Genomic DNA, 16,655 nt, shown 5'->3' on the forward strand with positions numbered 1-16,655 from the left:
ATGACAATCGGAGTGGACGATGATGAAAGCGCCTTCTCACGCATGGATGACAGCAAGCCTGTTGAGGAGTCATGGCTTCGTATCTGCTCAAAGCTGAAAGGGGAGGTCGGTGAGGTTGAATACCGCACATGGCTGACCAAAATTGCACTCGGCCCGATTGACGGGGACGAGATCACTCTCCTTTTGCCTACCCGCTTCCTGCGCGATTGGGTGCGCAGTCAATATGGCGACCGCCTGAGCGAATTGTGGAATCAGGAAATCTCTTCCATACGCCGGGTAGAACTTCAGGTTGCCCGCCCCGGAGATCCGGTTGCGCCGCCTATCATGCTGGATGAACCTACCACACAAGCAGCACCGCCCCCGGCAACCGGAAGCATCTTTGAGGATACACCGCGCACCGCTCCTGAAGTGAAAAGTGATATTGTCGCCTCTCTGGATACGCGCTTCACATTTGATACATTTGTGGTCGGCAAACCAAACGAATTTGCTTATGCTTGCGCGCGTCGCGTGGCAGAAAAGCCGTCCAGTGTTGGGTTCAATCCTCTATTTTTGTATGGCGGTGTTGGTCTAGGCAAAACGCATCTGATGCACGCAATCGGGGCTGAACTGCTCCAGCGCGGGAATGTCTCTGTGGCCTATATGTCGGCAGAAAAGTTCATGTATCGGTTTATTGCCGCCATCCGCTCCCAGTCCACTATGGAGTTCAAGGAACAGCTTCGCTCTGTAGATGTGCTGATGATTGATGATCTCCAGTTCCTGATCGGCAAGGACAACACGCAGGAAGAATTCTTTCACACCTTCAATGCGTTGGTGGATGCAGGACGGCAGATAGTGGTGTCTGCGGACAAATCACCGTCTGACCTTTCTGGCCTTGAAGACCGACTACGAACCCGCCTCGGTTGCGGTATGGTGGCTGACATTCATGCCACAACCTTTGAACTGCGTATCTCCATTCTGGAAGCAAAGGCTGCCGCATCAGGCGTGGTTGTTCCTGCGAAAGTTCTGGAGTTTCTTGCCCACAAGATCACATCGAACGTGCGAGAACTGGAAGGCGCCCTTAACCGCCTGATTGCGCATGCCAACCTGTTTGGCAGACCTGTGACGCTGGAAGCCACCCAGGATGTGCTGCATGACATTCTCAAAGCGCATGATCGCCGTGTCACCATTGAAGAAATTCAGAAAAAAGTGGCGGAACACTGGAACATCCGCCTAACTGACATGTCATCCGCTCGCCGAGCCCGGGCCGTGGCGCGCCCACGGCAGGTTGCCATGTATCTGGCCAAACAACTGACCAGCCGTTCACTTCCGGAAATTGGGCGCAAGTTCGGCAACCGTGACCATACAACAGTCATGCATGCCGTTTCCCGCGTTGCCGAACTGATGGAACGGGATGCAGCATTTGCGGAAGATGTGGAGCTGCTACGGCGTATGCTGGAGAGCTGATTTTTTCAGTTTTTTCCGATGCTTGCTGCCGTATTTTCAGCCCGTAAGGATTGACTGATTTGAGGCGGCTGATAGGTTTTGGCGGAATGATTTTCAGGCTCCCATGAATTCCCGCCGGGAGCTGGCATGCAGGGAAGAGGCATAGATGAAGTTTTCGGCTGAGCGCACAACACTGCTCAAGGCTTTGGCGCACATCCAGAGTGTGGCGGAAAAGCGCAATACCATTCCCATCCTTGCCAATGTCCTTATTCATGCGGCAGATGGGCAACTGAGCCTGAAGGCCACGGATATGGAAATCGAGGTGGTGGAGGTTATTCCTGCCACCATTAAGCGGGAAGGGGCGACCACTGCTCCCGCGGCAGTTCTCTATGAAATTGTACGTAAATTACCAGACAACGTGCTGGTGGAACTGGATCAGGCCGATGGGGACACCCCATTGCAATTGCGGGCTGATCGCTACGCCACAAGACTAAACGTTCTGAGCGTGGATGATTTCCCTTCAATGGGGGCAGGTGATCTACCATGCCGCTTCAAACTGAATGCGGGCGTTCTCCGCTCCCTCATCGATAGAACACGCTTCGCCATTTCTACGGAAGAAACGCGTTACTATCTGAACGGTATCTTTTTCCATGCTGCTGATGCGGATGGTATTCCGCTGCTACGCGCCGTAGCAACAGACGGCCATCGTCTTGCTCGTGTGGAAACGGACCTGCCGGAAGGAGCTGCTGAAATGCCGGGCGTTATCATCCCGCGCAAAACAGTAGCGGAACTGCGCAAGCTGATTGATGAAGCCCCGGAAGAAATTGAAGTGGCCCTTTCTGAAACGCGCGTGCAGTTCACTGCCGGTTCCATCATGCTAACATCCAAGCTGATTGATGGCACGTTTCCGGAATATGACCGCGTTATCCCGCGTAACAACACCCGCATCCTTCGTGTTGGGAAGAAAGATTTCTCTGATGCCGTGGCACGCGTGGCGGCCATCAGCCAAGAACGCTCACGGCCTGTCAAGCTGACACTGGAACCCGGCCTTCTCACCCTTTCCGCCAGCAGCCCGGAGCAGGGAGTAGCCAAGGAAGAACTGGACGACAATCGAATTTCCTACGATGCAGAGGCTTTGGAAATTGGGTTTCAGGCCCGCTACCTGAACGATATCACCGATCAGGTCGAAAAAGAGGTGGAGTTTGCATTCTCGGATAGTGCTGCCCCTACCATTGTGCGTGATGTTGATAGCCCCTCGGCATTGTATGTGCTGATGCCGATGCGCGTCTGATCCTGCTCCTGAATGCGCGCCATTGCATGATCCTTTCAGAAAGGAAAAAGCTGCTTATGGCGCGCTCGCTCCCTGTTGGGAGTAGCCTCAAGTGTTTCCAGTGTTAGCCGGGTAATCTTTATGCCCCGGCTGCTCAAACTGACACTCACCCATTTCCGCAATTATACCCGGCTGATCTGGTCACCTGAACGTCCTCTCGTTGTCCTCACGGGGGAAAATGGGAGCGGTAAAACCAATCTACTGGAAGCTCTTTCTCTCCTCGCTCCTGGTCGCGGGCTCCGTCGGGCCTCCTTAACAGAACTTGCTCAAAGCGGCGAAACGGAATGGGGTGTATCAGCCCGTCTCCTCCAGAATGCGGAAACCCTTGATCTTGCGACAGGGGTGACTGCTGGCAACGCCACTTCCAAACGCACTTATCTGCTCAATGGACGCGTAGCCCGCACTCAGGGAATTATCGACGAAGCACTCTCTGCTGTGTGGATAACCCCTCAAATGGATCGGCTCTTCAGCGAAGGAGCTTCCGGACGCCGCCGTTTTCTGGATAGATTGGTGATGGGTGTCACCCCGGATCATACCCGCCAACTACTGGCGTATGACCGAGCCATGACACAACGAAACAAACTACTCCAAACCCGATATTCTGAACAAAGCTGGCTCTCTGGATTGGAAGCTTCCATGGCACGCCACGCCATAGCCATTGCAGCCGCACGGGCTGATCTAGTGCAGCATCTGAACCAGTTTTCCCAAACCAGCTTGGGAGAGTTTCCCGCCGCCACTCTCGTTCTGGACTGCGAACTGACAAAGCAGCTTGAACACCACCCGGCTTTGGGAGTGGAAGACTGGTTCAGAGAGCAATTATCCTCAACCCGAGAACAAGACCGTGAAAGAGGGCGCACAACTAGAGGTCCGCATCGTAGCGATTTTTCCCTGTCTGATTTCACAACGGGCCAACTGGCTGCAACAGCCAGCACCGGTCAACAGAAATCCATGCTGCTTGGCGTTGTGCTCGCTCATGCCCGGCTCGTCACAGACCACAGGGGGACGGCTCCTTTGCTTTTGTTGGATGAGCCTCTTGTGCATCTGGACCAGAAACGACGGGGCGCACTGATGGAAAATCTCCGGTCTTTTGACACCACCGCTATCCTGACCGGAACAGACACGGCTCCCTTTGCACCATTACAGGACACAGCACAGTTTATTTCTCTGAAAAGTGGTGATTTTCTGCCATAAAGAGAGAAATGCCGCCTTACAATCTGGCCTCAGTGGAATGGCCGGAGTATAAGGATTCAAACAGGTTTTATTCTTTCTTCGCCGGAGTACCCTTCGCTTATGACTGACCTTTCTCAGCCCACGCCATCTGCCGGTATGGAAGAAGAATATGATGCAGCCTCCATCTCTGTTCTGAAGGGTCTGGACGCCGTACGCAAACGGCCTGGTATGTATATCGGTGACACGGATGATGGCTCCGGCCTGCACCATATGGCGTTTGAAATTATCGATAACGCCGTTGATGAAGCACAGGCGGGCTACGCAACCGAATGCGTTGTCACCCTCAATGCGGATGGAAGCGTAACCGTGCGGGATAATGGGCGCGGCATTCCCACGGACATTCATTCAGAAGAAGGGATCAGTGCGGCCGAAGTCGTTCTGACCCGCCTTCATGCGGGCGGCAAGTTCAACCAGAACTCCTACAAGGTTTCAGGCGGACTCCACGGTGTGGGGGCGGCTGTTGTCAACGCGCTTTCAGAAAAGATGGAAGTGCGGATATGGCGTGGTGGGCTGGAGCACGTTATCCGTTTCCAGCACGGCGAGCGGGAAGGGCCTCTGGAAGTTGTCGGCCCCTCAGAGCATGAGCGGGGAACCCAAGTTACCTTCAAGCCAAGTAATCAGACTTTCCCCAAAACAGAATTTGATTTTGTTATTCTGGAACGGCGTCTGCGGGAGCTGGCTTTTCTTAACTCAGGCATGAAGATCGTTCTGCGTGATCAGAGGACTGAGGAAAAGAAAGAAGAAACCTTTTATTATGAAGGCGGGCTTGAAGCCTTTGTGGAATGGCTTGACCGCGCACGCACGCCTCTGGTCACGCCCCCCATCACTGGCAGCCTCGAAAATTCGGAAAACGGCATCAAGGTTGAATTTGCCCTCACATGGAACGACAGCTTCCATGAAACAATGCTGTGCTTCACCAACAACATTCCCCAGCGGGACGGAGGAGCACATCTGGCTGGTTTCCGGCAGGCATTGACCCGCATTGTTGGCAAATATGCTGAAAGCATTGCCAAGAAGGATGCTCACTCCCTTGTTGGGGAAGACATGCGCGAAGGACTGACGGCAGTTCTTTCTGTAAAAGTCCCTGACCCCAAATTTTCTTCCCAGACCAAGGACAAGCTCGTTTCCTCTGAAGTGCAGCCCGTTGTGCATGCCGCGGCTGCCGACATGATTGGTCACTGGTTTGAAACGCACCCCAAGGAAGCCAAAATTGTGGTTTCCAAAGTACTGGATGCCGCCTCCGCCCGTGAAGCCGCCCGCAAGGCACGCGAACTGACGCGCCGCAAAGGGGTGCTGGATATTTCCTCTCTTCCCGGCAAATTAGCGGACTGTCAGGAACGGTCTCCGGAAAAAGCTGAAATCTTCATAGTGGAGGGTGATTCTGCAGGGGGGACGGCTAAACAGGGCAGGGACCGGCGTTTTCAGGCGATCCTGCCTCTCAAGGGTAAAATTCTGAATGTTGAGCGGGCTCGTTTTGATCGGATGCTCGGCTCAGCTGAAATTGGCACCCTGATCACCGCACTGGGCACCGGTATCGGCCGAGGTGAGGCTGATCAGGGCGGTTTTTCCATTGAAAAGCTCCGCTATCATCGCATCGTCATCATGACAGACGCCGACGTGGATGGTTCTCACATCCGCACCCTTCTTCTGACTTTTTTCTTCCGTCAGATGCCGGAACTGATTGAGCGCGGCTATCTCTACATTGCACAGCCGCCGCTTTACCGCGCCAAACGAGGGAACGAGGAGCGCTATCTGAAAGATGATTCTGCTCTCGAACAGTATCTGCTCGATAAAGCCCTTAACAACGCACTCTTCGTTTATAGCGACGGACGCGAAGTGAAAGGTGAGCCTCTGGCCGCAGACCTGCCATTTATCCGACAGGCTACTCAGGCCATCACGCGTCTTGCCAATAAAACTCCTAATTGGATTATTGAGCAGGCAGCTCTGGCGGGCGCCCTCACGTCAGATCTTGCAACGCTTCAGAAGCGAGTTCCTGATTTACAGAAACGACTGGACGGAGCATCAGCAGAAACAGAACGGGGCTGGAAAGCCGTCGCCAGTGACGACGGGCTGGAACTGGCACGTAATGTTCGTGGCGTAGGTGAAGTGTACCGCATTGATCCAGCAGCACTAAGCAGTAACGATGCACGCTGGCTCACAAATCAGCTTGAACGGTTACAGAAAGACTTCGGCACAGGCGTTATTCTGCGTCATGAAACAACTGAAGCCTCTCTTGCTGGCCCGTCAGAACTTTACACTCGCCTCCTGACTCAAGGCCGCCGCGGCCTTGCCATTAACCGCTTCAAAGGGCTCGGTGAAATGAATGACGAGCAGCTTTGGGAAACTACGTTGGACCCTGCCATGCGTACACTTCTACAGGTCAAGATTGGCGATGTAGAAGAGGCTGGCCAAGTATTCACCACGCTTATGGGTGACGTAGTAGAACCACGTCGCGATTTTATTGTTGGCAATGCGCTAAAAGTCGCCAATCTGGACGTGTAAGACAGGTAAGCTAATCAACGGTGTAATAAAAAAGGAGGCTCACAAGCCTCCTTTTTTATTGGAATATTATGTATTTAAGGTCGCTATCTCATTGGAATGTAATGAGTTTCCTAAAATAGAATCAGGCTAGACTTTTAATAAATCCATCAATTTTTTTAAACTGTGCCAACAAATCTGGTAGTGATTTTATGGGCAACATATTAGGTCCGTCGCTGGGTGCCTGATCCGGGTCTTCGTGCGTTTCAATAAAAAGGGAAGCGACCCCTACAGCCAGGGCGGCACGAGACAGAATAGGGGCAAACTCCCTTTGACCACCAGATGTTCCACCCAGCCCGCCTGGTTGCTGAACAGAGTGCGTGGCGTCATACACAACTGGGTAGCCAGTTTCCGCCATGATCGGCAAGCCGCGCATATCATTGACTAAGGTGTTATAACCGAAGCTTGTGCCACGCTCGCACAGCATGATGCGCTTATTACCTGTAGAGGCAATTTTGGCGGCTACGTGTTTCATATCCCACGGAGCCAGAAACTGTCCCTTTTTCACATTGACCACAGCTCCTGTCTGGCCAGCAGCCAGAAGCAGATCTGTCTGGCGACATAAAAAAGCTGGTATCTGCAATACATCCACAGCTTCTGCTACCGGTGCACATTGGTCAGCCGCGTGCACATCCGTCAGAACCGGTAATTTCAGCGTTTCACGAATATCCGCCAAAATACGCAGACCGTGCTGCATCCCGACCCCACGCGCACTGGACAGGCTGGTGCGGTTCGCTTTGTCATATGAGCTTTTATAAATCAGCCCAATTCCGGCAGCTTCGCATATCTCTTTCAGCGCAGTTGCCGTTTCCATGGCATGCGCTGCGGATTCAATCTGACATGGCCCTGCGATCAACACAAAAGGCTGATCATTGCCAACCGTCAGAGAATTGATCTGAAAATTATGATTGGAGACGCTCATACCAACCGGGCTTTTTCAAGAGCCGCCCCAACAAAGCCGGAGAACAACGGATGCGGCGCAAAAGGACGAGACTTGAGTTCGGGATGATACTGTACAGCCACAAACCATGGATGATCAGGATATTCGACCACTTCAGGCAGAATACCATCAGGAGAGAGACCAGAAAACTTCAGGCCGGCCTTTTCCAGTTGATCACGATAGTGAATGTTCACCTCGTAACGATGCCGATGCCGCTCCCGAATAGACGTCGCGTTATAGATTTTTGCAACGCGAGATCCATCCACCAGGGAAGCCGGATAAGCCCCAAGGCGCATGGTTCCGCCAAGCTCACCCCCTTCACTCCGACGCAGGCGCTCAGCACCACGGGCCCATTCGGTCATAAGACCAACCAGAGGCTCTTTGGTATAACCAAACTCGGTTGAGGAGGCATCAGACAAGCCTGCCAGATTACGAGCACATTCAATAACCGCCATCTGCATGCCAAAGCAGATCCCCATAAAGGGAATTCCATTTTCACGCGCATAACGAATGGCCGCAATTTTCCCTTCTGATCCCCGCTCGCCAAATCCACCAGGCACAAGAATGCCATGAGCACCCGCCAGCCGATCAAGGGCACCATCTGATTTTTCAAGCGCTTCCGCTTCAACCCAATCCAAGGTCACTTTGACCCTATGAGCAATCCCACCATGCAGCAAAGCTTCGTTGAGGGATTTATAGCTATCCAGCAGGGCAGTATACTTCCCCACTACCGCAATACGCACTTCACCATCCGGGTGACGAATGGCGTCAACAATTTTACCCCAGCCGGCTAGATCTGGCTCTTCTTCAAAAGGCAGACCGAAGTATCTGAGAACTTCGTTATCCATACCTTCTGCATGATAGGAGAGTGGGCAGGAGTAGATTGTATCTACATCACGCGCAGCAATAACGGCTTCGGGACGCACATTGCAGAAATTTGCAATCTTACGGCGTTCCGTGTCGGGAATGGCGCGATCACAGCGGCACAGCAGGATTTGCGGCTGAATCCCTACATTCTGCAATTCCTTTACAGAATGCTGGGTCGGCTTTGTTTTCAGCTCACCCGCAGAAGGTATCCACGGCAGAAGTGTCAGATGCACCACCATGGTCTGCGCCTGACCCAAGTCATTCCGTAGCTGACGAATGGCCTCCAGGAAAGGAAGGCTTTCAATATCCCCTACGGTGCCACCAATTTCGACCAGGACGAAGTCAACATCATCCGTATTCGCGACAACAATATCCTTAATGGCGTCCGTGATGTGCGGAATAACCTGAACCGTCCCCCCCAGGTAATCTCCACGCCGTTCCCGAGCGATCACATCGGAATAGATCTTGCCAGTAGTCGTGTTGTCTTCCTTGGTCGCGTTGACGCCCGTAAACCGTTCATAATGGCCGAGATCAAGGTCTGTTTCGGCCCCATCATCCGTCACAAAAACCTCACCATGTTGGTAAGGGCTCATGGTGCCGGGATCAACGTTCAGGTAGGGATCCAGCTTGCGCAGCCGGACCTTATAGCCCCGCGCCTGCAGGAGAGCCGCAAGAGCAGCGGACGCAATGCCCTTTCCGAGAGAGGACACCACACCACCGGTGATAAATACAAAACGGGTCATGGACAGACTTCCTACACGGACAGAACCGGGTGGGTAAAGGTGGACACACGAATTCCTCCGCAGCTTTCAACAAGCGCAGAGGAATAGAGGCAACTCATCCCTCCAATCCTTGTGGGAATGGAGGGAGAGGAATTCATTTTATGGCTTGGAAGGTTCAGCAGCCTGCGGGGCTGGCTGAGCCGGGGCAGGGGGAGCAGAAGGCGTTACAGCTGGAGCCGAAGTGGTTGCAGCCGGAGGCTGCGCCAGAATATCGTGCCCGTCTCCACTCACAGCACCACGGTTAAGGACTGCCAGAACGAGCGAAAGCAACATAAACAAACCCGCAAGAACAGCCGTGGTGCGTGTCAGCAAATTAGCCGTACCACGCCCGGACATGAACGCTCCCATACCCTGACTGCTGCCAATTCCCAAGCCACCACCTTCACTGCGCTGAATAAGCACAGTGCCAATCAAGGCAATGGTAACGCAAAAATGCAGAATCAGCAGGGCAGTGGTCATGGTGTATTCCAGGTAAAATGCTGAAATCAGGCAGCAGAAGCCGCGCCGATAATGGAAAGAAACGCCTCGGCCTTCAGGCTGGCACCCCCAACAAGCGCTCCTGCTACATCCGTAATGGCCAGAATGGAAGCCGCATTCTTATCATTAACCGATCCGCCATACAAAATTCTTATTGTCTTGCCGGCTTCACCAAACTGACGAACCAGCTCCTCACGCAGGAATTTCATGGTTTCGGCAATTTCATCGGTTGTTGCGGCACGGCCCGTCCCGATCGCCCAGATTGGCTCGTAAGCAAGAATACCTGAAAATCCATCAGGCAGAGACCCTTTGATCTGCCACCCCAGCGTATCAAAATGTTCACCACTATCGCGCTGATCTTCTGTCTCGCCAATACACACGATAGGTGTCAGTCCTGCCTTGCCTGCGGCCACCGCTTTTTCCCTAACGGTTTCATCCAGTTCACCATGTTCCTGCCGCCGCTCGGAGTGACCGAGAATAACGTAGGACACTCCGAGATCCGTCAGCATGGAGGCGGAGATATCACCCGTATGCGCGCCAGAGACATCCTTATGGCAATCCTGAGCGCCCAAAGCCACCGCAGTCGGCTTCAGGGCATCGCTCAACAAGGCCAACTGAGTAAAGGGTGGGCAGACCACAACATCCGGCACGGACGGGGGCAGACCTGCTAGCAGAGCTTGCACAAGCACCTGCGAGTCACGGCTAGTACCGTTCATCTTCCAGTTGCCGACGATAATCTGTCTGCTCATGTCCGCTTCCTTACCCTGATTGCACATATAGCCAAGAGGAGACCCTATGCTTGCACCACACGCTAAACCATACAGTTGCCCTGTGGGGCAAGATGCGACTGGTGAGTTTCCTCGCCAGAACACCGTTACGGCTAGTCAAGTGAGCGCCAGATGCTTATGGTGCCGCGTTTGCGGCATGCCTGTGGCATGGTCTCCTGATTTTTCTACGGATCCTTGGGTTCATGATTTCCTATCTGCGTCGTGTTTTTGTTGAATCCTGGCTGGGGCGTGTGTCGGCCATTGTCATTTTCCTGGCTTTTATTGGCTGGGGCGTGGGCGATGTTCTGGGCTACATGGGCACCGAAACCGATGTGGTCGCCAAAGTTGGGCAGAATCGTGTCAGTTCGACAGATCTGGGTCAGGCTTTCCAGGCGGAGCTACCTGCCATTACCAAGCAGATGGGGGTTTCCGATCCGTCTCAGATACCTCCGGCTATGCGTCGGCAGGTAGCACATCAAATCCTGCAACGGCTGATAGGGCAGGCTGAACTTATGGAAGCCGCACGTCACCTGAATGTAGCTGTGCCTGATAGCGCCGTGCGGGATGAAGTCTTCGCGCAGCCCTATTTCAAAGGGGCAAACGGACAGTTTGACCGGAATATTTTCAATGCGCGGTTGAGGGAGCACAACCTGAATGAACAGCGCTTTCTGAACATGATCCGCGATGACCTGACGACGCGCACCATTCTTCAGCCCATCGCTCAAGCAGCCAGCGCGTCCGCCACCATGGCGACACGCCTGTCCGCCTACGGATTACAGACGCATGTGGTGGATATGCTGCGCATCCCGTTTGCGGAGCAGCCAACGCCCGCAACGCCTGATGATGCCGTATTGCAGCGTTTTTATTCGAACCATCCCTGGCTTTTCCGCTCCCCAGAACTACGCCACGCCCGCATTGTTGTACTGTCCCCCGCCACGGTAGCCGACACAATTATCGTGGATGATAAGGATCTGAAGCGCGTCTATGAAGAACAAAGCACGCGCTATAATGTGCCCGAAACCCGGGATGTTCAGGTTGTCACCCTCACAGATGAAAGTCAGGCCCACACGGTTGCCTCCTTGTGGGAAAAAGGGGCTGACTGGGAAGCTGTTCAGGCCGCCGCCAAAGGCGGCGCATCTGTTGAAATGCCGGGCGCACGCCCTTCCACCATTCCATCCGAAACACTGAGTAAAGCTATTTTTTCTGCTCCTCTTTCCTTAGTGCAGGGTCCACTCAAAACAGAATCTGGATGGGTTGTGTTCCGGGTGAACAAGGTCATCGCCCCGAAAAGCACATCCTTTGAAAACGCCAAACAGGACATCCTAAACCAATTCCGCAAAGCACAGGCTCCAGCCGTCGTCAGCGCACGGAGCCGCCAGCTTCAGGATGCCATTGCAGGTGGGGGGCTGGATTCCATTCCCACGGACCTTGGCGCGGCCGCTGCCGCCGGAACACTGGATGCTCAGGGCAATACGCAAGACCGACAGCCGGCTCCGCTTCCTGCTTCAGGCAAGCTGCGTGACGCCATTTTGCAGAAAATTTTCTCCCTACCCAAAGGAAACCAGCCCAATCTTGTGGAAGGGCCGGATAACAGTTGGTACGCTGTTCAGGTTGATACCATTACACCAGAATCCCCACGCACGTTTGAGCAGGCAAAGGCAGACGTTCTGGCCGCATGGCAGGCTGAAGCCCGAAAGCACGCTGCGGACGAGCATGCAACCAGCCTGTATACGGCAGCCAGAGGCAAAGGGGGGATCACCAATGTCGCTGGCGGTGCCCCTATTCAGCGTGACCTCTCATTTTCACGCGCAGCGCCCAACGAGGCCATTCCTTCTGAACTGATGAACTACCTCCCGCAAATGAAAGCTGGGCAGTCCATCATGGGTGAAGATGCTTCGGGTTTTCTGGTGGCAACAGTCACCAAGGTATTCACGCCAGACCCGAAAGCAGATCTGGTTGCTTTCCAGCGCGTGAAAGATGCTCTCAGCCAATCAGAAGGAGATGACCTTGTGGCCTCCTATGTCGATGCCTTGGCAAAGCACACACCCCCTAAAATTGATGAACGCGCCGTCAGCGCAACACTTTCCTCTCTTGGCTTTGATGGAACGGCAGAGCAATGAGCGTGACCGCACGGATTGCCGCATCTCCCGCCCGCCATGAAGTTGAGGCAAGATGGCGTGAAGGCAAGGGGGCTGTTGTTTTTTCCGTAGAGCCCGCAGATCTGTTAACACCGGTTTCAGCCTATATCCGGCTGGCAAACTTTAACGGCGTGGATGGACGCTACACGCTCCTGCTGGAAAGCGTGGAAGGTGGCGTATCACGCGGGCGCTACTCTGTTATCGCTCTCAAACCGGATCTGATATGGGCGTGCCATGACGGCGCTGTCACACTGGACACAAATCCAGATAACCCTGATCAGCCTCCCATTCCCAGCGACAAACCTGCTTTGGAAAGCCTCCGATCTCTGATCCACCAAACACGCATGGATCTGCCGGAAGGTCTTCCACCAATGATTGCTGGCCTGTTCGGGTATCTAGGTTACGATATGGTTCGTCAGATGGAGCGTCTCCCGAACGCCCCTGCGGATGATCTTGAACTTCCCGAAGCCATTCTGATGCGGCCCGGCCTGTTCGCAATCTTTGACACCGTAAGCGATGAGCTCATTCTGGCTGCACCAGTTCGTCCCCAGGTAGGTCAGACCGCGAATGAGGCGTGGGAGAAAGCACACGCCTTGTTAGGGCAGGCTCGAACCTGCCTGAATGGCGCATTGCCAGTCACCCAAACTGAAACAGCCACAGCTCCGTTTGAAGCGCCAACCTCCACTTTTACCAAGGAGGAATTCTGCGCATCTGTCGAACGTATTCAGGACTATATCGCCGCAGGTGATGCTTTTCAGGTTGTGCCCAGCCAGCGCTTTTCGTCGCCATTTCCGCTGCCTTCTCTGGCATTATATCGGGCATTACGTCGCATCAATCCGGCACCATTTTTGTTCCATCTGGATTTTGGCACATTCTCTCTTGTGGGCTCTTCTCCAGAAATTCTGGTGCGCCTGCGCGATGGGAACATGACGGTGCGCCCCCTAGCTGGCACGCGCCCCCGCGGGAAAGATGCGGAAGAGGATCTGCGGCTCGAACAGGATTTGCTGGCAGACCAGAAAGAACTCGCTGAGCACCTGATGCTGATTGATCTGGGCCGCAATGATGTCGGGCGCGTTTGCTTGCCCGGCTCAGTCAAGGTTACGGAACGGTTTGTTATTGAACGTTTTAGTCATGTCATGCACATCTCTTCCAACGTGGAAGGACGTATTCGTCCTGATCTGGAAGCTCTTGATGCATTGGTTGCAGCATTCCCGGCAGGAACTCTTACCGGCGCGCCAAAAATCCGTGCCATGGAAATTATTGATGAAATAGAACCGACACGTAGAGCAACATATGCTGGATGTATTGGTTATTTTGGTGCAGGCGGAGATATGGATACCTGCATCGGATTGAGAATGGCCGTTGTCAAGGATGGCATGATGCACGTTCAGGCCGGCTGCGGTGTGGTAGCCGACAGCGTGCCTGAAGCAGAATATGAAGAAACCCGCCAGAAAGCACGGGCTGTCTTCCGTGCAGCCGCAGAGGCCGTGCGTTACGCAAATCAACAGGGAAATTAAGGTCTCGCTCTATGCTATTTGACCCGAAGGCAGCATAAGGCCATCATATCATCATGATCCTTCTGATCGACAATTATGACAGCTTTACGTTCAATCTTGTTCACTATCTTGGTGAACTGGGTGAAACGTGTGATGTCCGCCGGAATGATGCCCTCACTGTAGAAGACGCCTTTGCGCTTCAGCCTGATGCCATTGTTCTTTCTCCCGGCCCATGCTCTCCTAATGAAGCAGGCATATGCTGTGATCTGATTTCACACGCAGCCAACACTATTCCCATTTTTGGTGTCTGCCTGGGCCACCAAGCCATCGGGCAGGTATTTGGCGCGAGCGTGGTGCGATCACCCGTTCCCATGCACGGTAAGGTTAGTCCCGTTTTTCATAATGGAGCGGATGTTTTTACCGGGCTGCCCAATCCATTCAATGCGACCCGTTATCACAGCCTCACACTGGAGCCTGCTAGCATTCCGGACATACTGGAAGTAACGGCGTGGACAGAAGACGGGGTCATTATGGGAGTGCGGCATAAGCAATACCCTATCTCAGGTGTGCAGTTTCACCCTGAGAGCATTGCCTCTGACTGTGGCCATGATCTTTTGCGCAATTTTTTAAAACAAGCCCGGACATGGGCCTCTAATAAAGCCGCTGCCTGATACATGCCAGAAACCAATTTGTCCCTGCAAAGTGCCCAACAGGACGACTTTTTTTCCACTATTCTAACAAAGTTGGGTGACGGCGCGAAACTGACGGCTCTGGAAGCAGAAGAAGCCTTCGGGGCCATTGTTGACGGAAGCGTTTCATCAGAGCGTATTGCCGCTTTCCTAATGGCCTTGCGCGTCCGCGGTGAAAGTGGAGATGAATTGCTGGGTGCCGTTACTGCTCTGCGCACCCGAATGCTGCCTGTGCCCCATGCACCTGTGGACACAATAGATGTCTGCGGAACAGGTGGCGATAATTACGGCACATTAAACGTCTCTACCGCAACTGCCTTCATTTTGGCCGCGCTGGGCATTCCTGTAGCCAAACACGGCAACCGAGCAGTTTCTTCACAGTCAGGCGCTTCAGACGTACTGGCAGCTTTAGGAATACCGCTCTCCCCAGATCCCCAGCTTTTATCTGCTCAACTCCAAAAGCATCATCTGGTTTTTCTCGCGGCACCGCACCATCATCCCGCCATGCGTCATGCTGCCCCGACGAGAAAAGCATTAGGAGTCCGCACGCTTTTCAACCTCATCGGCCCCCTGGTGAACCCGGCAGGAGTAAAGAACCAGCTTGTAGGTGTGTTTTCTGAGGCATGGCTTTCTATCATTGTGGATGTGCTGGCACAGCTTGGATCGGAGCGTGTCTGGGCTGTCTGTGGGCAACCCGCAGAAGGAGGGCAGGGGATAGACGAAGTAACCTTGGCTGGTCCTACCAAGATTATTGCCCTTGAAAACAGGCAGAAAAAATCCCTAATTCTGGAACCCGGGATGGCAGGCTTTTCTGGTGCGCCTATTGCAGCCATCAAGGGTGGAAATGCTGCTGAAAATGCCGCAGCGTTGGAAGCGCTTCTCCGTGGCGCGCCGGGACCTTACCGTGATACTGTTCTCTTGAATGCAGCCTGTGCGCTCCATGTAGCTGGACGCAGGACAATTCTGCGGGGATCAGAAATTGACACGCAGGCACTTCGGGAGTGCATTGTGGAAGTCAGTCGCCCGCTCGCCGATGGCACAGCACTGGCTGTGTTGAATGGTTTGCGTACGTCATCTTCTGAGACGCATGCTCAAAACGTGACAGGATGATTATGAACGAAATACCCAATTCAGCCGCAAATGCAGTGACTGATGCTGAAGCATGTATCAAGGCGGAAGAACAGCCTGATGTGCTTTCGCGCATTGTCGCGCGGACAAGAGTTGAGGTTGAGCATCGTTCAACCCTTCTGCCCCTCAAGGAGATCATTGCCAGAGCGCAGGAGAGTAAAGATGCTCCTCGCGGCTTTGGGCGAGCTCTGAAGGAAAAGGCTGCTGACAGGACCATTGGCCTGATTGCCGAAATCAAGAAGGCCTCTCCTTCTGCTGGTATCTTGCGAGAAGAGTATGATCCTGCACGCATTGCCGCCAGCTATGAGCAGGCAGGAGCGGCTTGCCTTTCTGTTCTGACAGAAAGTTCGTGCTTTCATGGCCAGAACGAAGATTTGCAGATTGCTCGGGCTGCCTGCTCTCTGCCGGTCCTCCGCAAAGACTTCATTCTAGATCCCTGGCAGGTTTATGAAAGCCGGATGCTGGGCGCTGACTGTATCCTGCTGATCATGAGCATTCTGAAAGATGAAGAAGCTCTAGCCCTCGTTGATCATGCCAAAGGTCTTGATATGGACGTTCTGGTTGAGGTGCATGATGAAGACGAACTCAACCGCGCTTTGGCGCTAGACACTTTCCTGATTGGCATAAATAACCGCAATCTCAAAACATTAGAGACCAATATTCAGACAACGTGTGAACTGGCACCGCTTGTGCCACCTGACAGAATCATTGTCTCTGAAAGTGGTATCAAAACGCATGCAGACGTTATGAAACTGGCGGAAATCGGCGCAACCGGCTTTCTTGTCGGGGAATCCCTCTTGCGCACACCTGATCCCGGCAAAGCGGCACGGGCTCTTCTCGGATTTGCCTGA

At 53.6% G+C, this 16,655-nt stretch carries 13 protein-coding genes; 9 read left to right on the forward strand and 4 right to left on the reverse strand.

Features of this window, described 5'->3' with window-relative positions; all coding sequences use genetic code 11:
• The 4 genes from dnaA to gyrB form a co-directional block, all read left to right on the forward strand.
• Positions 1 to 1,443 (forward strand): chromosomal replication initiator protein DnaA (gene dnaA, locus QWU00_RS00005; RefSeq protein ID WP_035381917.1); only part of this gene is annotated, 1,443 nt, incomplete at its 5' end.
• A 145-nt stretch (positions 1,444 to 1,588) separates the two neighbouring features.
• Positions 1,589 to 2,713, forward strand: coding sequence for a DNA polymerase III subunit beta (dnaN, locus tag QWU00_RS00010; protein ID WP_035381915.1), 1,125 nt, complete (start codon positions 1,589 to 1,591; stop codon positions 2,711 to 2,713).
• Between the two features lie 120 nt (positions 2,714 to 2,833).
• Complete coding sequence (gene recF / locus QWU00_RS00015) at positions 2,834 to 3,943, forward strand: DNA replication/repair protein RecF (protein WP_035381913.1); 1,110 nt, start codon at positions 2,834 to 2,836, stop codon at positions 3,941 to 3,943.
• A 99-nt stretch (positions 3,944 to 4,042) separates the two neighbouring features.
• Positions 4,043 to 6,484, forward strand: a complete 2,442-nt coding sequence (gene gyrB, locus QWU00_RS00020; RefSeq protein WP_035381911.1) for a DNA topoisomerase (ATP-hydrolyzing) subunit B — start codon at positions 4,043 to 4,045, stop codon at positions 6,482 to 6,484.
• 121 nt (positions 6,485 to 6,605) lie between these two features.
• Here the strand turns inward: gyrB and kdsA are convergent, their stop codons facing one another.
• The 4 genes from kdsA to tpiA form a co-directional block, all read right to left on the reverse strand.
• Positions 6,606 to 7,442, reverse strand: coding sequence for a 3-deoxy-8-phosphooctulonate synthase (gene kdsA / locus QWU00_RS00025; RefSeq protein ID WP_035381909.1), 837 nt, complete (start codon positions 7,440 to 7,442; stop codon positions 6,606 to 6,608).
• Complete coding sequence (locus QWU00_RS00030; protein ID WP_035381908.1) at positions 7,439 to 9,070, reverse strand: CTP synthase; 1,632 nt, start codon at positions 9,068 to 9,070, stop codon at positions 7,439 to 7,441. Before QWU00_RS00030 ends, kdsA begins: the two co-directional genes overlap by 4 nt.
• A gap of 138 nt (positions 9,071 to 9,208) precedes the next feature.
• Positions 9,209 to 9,568 (reverse strand): preprotein translocase subunit SecG, encoded by a 360-nt coding sequence (gene secG, locus QWU00_RS00035; RefSeq protein WP_035381907.1) that lies wholly within the window; start codon positions 9,566 to 9,568, stop codon positions 9,209 to 9,211.
• A gap of 26 nt (positions 9,569 to 9,594) precedes the next feature.
• Entirely contained in the window at positions 9,595 to 10,335 is a 741-nt protein-coding gene (gene tpiA, locus QWU00_RS00040) for a triose-phosphate isomerase (protein WP_035381905.1), read from the reverse strand.
• Between the two features lie 221 nt (positions 10,336 to 10,556).
• Here tpiA and QWU00_RS00045 point away from each other — a divergent pair, with 221 nt between their 5' ends.
• From QWU00_RS00045 to trpC, 5 genes are read left to right on the forward strand one after another with little or no spacing between them, the layout of a single operon-like run.
• Positions 10,557 to 12,473: a peptidylprolyl isomerase gene (locus tag QWU00_RS00045; RefSeq protein WP_035381903.1), complete on the forward strand. Its 1,917-nt coding sequence runs from the start codon at positions 10,557 to 10,559 to the stop codon at positions 12,471 to 12,473.
• On the forward strand, positions 12,470 to 14,008 hold the full coding sequence (trpE, locus tag QWU00_RS00050) for an anthranilate synthase component I (RefSeq protein WP_035381902.1): 1,539 nt from the start codon (positions 12,470 to 12,472) through the stop codon (positions 14,006 to 14,008). Before QWU00_RS00045 ends, trpE begins: the two co-directional genes overlap by 4 nt.
• 53 nt (positions 14,009 to 14,061) lie before the next feature.
• Positions 14,062 to 14,658 (forward strand): anthranilate synthase component II, encoded by a 597-nt coding sequence (locus QWU00_RS00055; RefSeq protein WP_035381900.1) that lies wholly within the window; start codon positions 14,062 to 14,064, stop codon positions 14,656 to 14,658.
• 3 nt (positions 14,659 to 14,661) lie between these two features.
• The gene (gene trpD / locus QWU00_RS00060) at positions 14,662 to 15,786 is read left to right on the forward strand and encodes an anthranilate phosphoribosyltransferase (RefSeq protein WP_035381898.1); all 1,125 of its coding nucleotides are present in this window, start codon (positions 14,662 to 14,664) and stop codon (positions 15,784 to 15,786) included.
• Entirely contained in the window at positions 15,783 to 16,655 is an 873-nt protein-coding gene (gene trpC, locus QWU00_RS00065; protein WP_392388287.1) for an indole-3-glycerol phosphate synthase TrpC, read from the forward strand. Before trpD ends, trpC begins: the two co-directional genes overlap by 4 nt.

The sequence above is a fragment of the Acetobacter tropicalis genome (assembly GCF_030644465.1).
In the GTDB taxonomy this organism is placed as follows: Bacteria; Pseudomonadota; Alphaproteobacteria; order Acetobacterales; family Acetobacteraceae; genus Acetobacter; species Acetobacter tropicalis.

Bases quoted from the DNA above. Each gene is read 5' to 3' on its own strand.
- dnaN (WP_035381915.1), top strand. From the start codon at position 1,589: ATGAAGTTTTCGGCTGAGCGCACAACACTGCTCAAGGCTTTGGCGCAC.
- recF (WP_035381913.1), top strand. From the start codon at position 2,834: ATGCCCCGGCTGCTCAAACTGACACTCACCCATTTCCGCAATTATACC.
- gyrB (WP_035381911.1), top strand. From the start codon at position 4,043: ATGACTGACCTTTCTCAGCCCACGCCATCTGCCGGTATGGAAGAAGAA.
- kdsA (WP_035381909.1), bottom strand. From the start codon at position 7,442: ATGAGCGTCTCCAATCATAATTTTCAGATCAATTCTCTGACGGTTGGC.
- QWU00_RS00030 (WP_035381908.1), bottom strand. From the start codon at position 9,070: ATGACCCGTTTTGTATTTATCACCGGTGGTGTGGTGTCCTCTCTCGGA.
- secG (WP_035381907.1), bottom strand. From the start codon at position 9,568: ATGACCACTGCCCTGCTGATTCTGCATTTTTGCGTTACCATTGCCTTG.
- tpiA (WP_035381905.1), bottom strand. From the start codon at position 10,335: ATGAGCAGACAGATTATCGTCGGCAACTGGAAGATGAACGGTACTAGC.
- QWU00_RS00045 (WP_035381903.1), top strand. From the start codon at position 10,557: ATGATTTCCTATCTGCGTCGTGTTTTTGTTGAATCCTGGCTGGGGCGT.
- trpE (WP_035381902.1), top strand. From the start codon at position 12,470: ATGAGCGTGACCGCACGGATTGCCGCATCTCCCGCCCGCCATGAAGTT.
- QWU00_RS00055 (WP_035381900.1), top strand. From the start codon at position 14,062: ATGATCCTTCTGATCGACAATTATGACAGCTTTACGTTCAATCTTGTT.
- trpD (WP_035381898.1), top strand. From the start codon at position 14,662: ATGCCAGAAACCAATTTGTCCCTGCAAAGTGCCCAACAGGACGACTTT.
- trpC (WP_392388287.1), top strand. From the start codon at position 15,783: ATGATTATGAACGAAATACCCAATTCAGCCGCAAATGCAGTGACTGAT.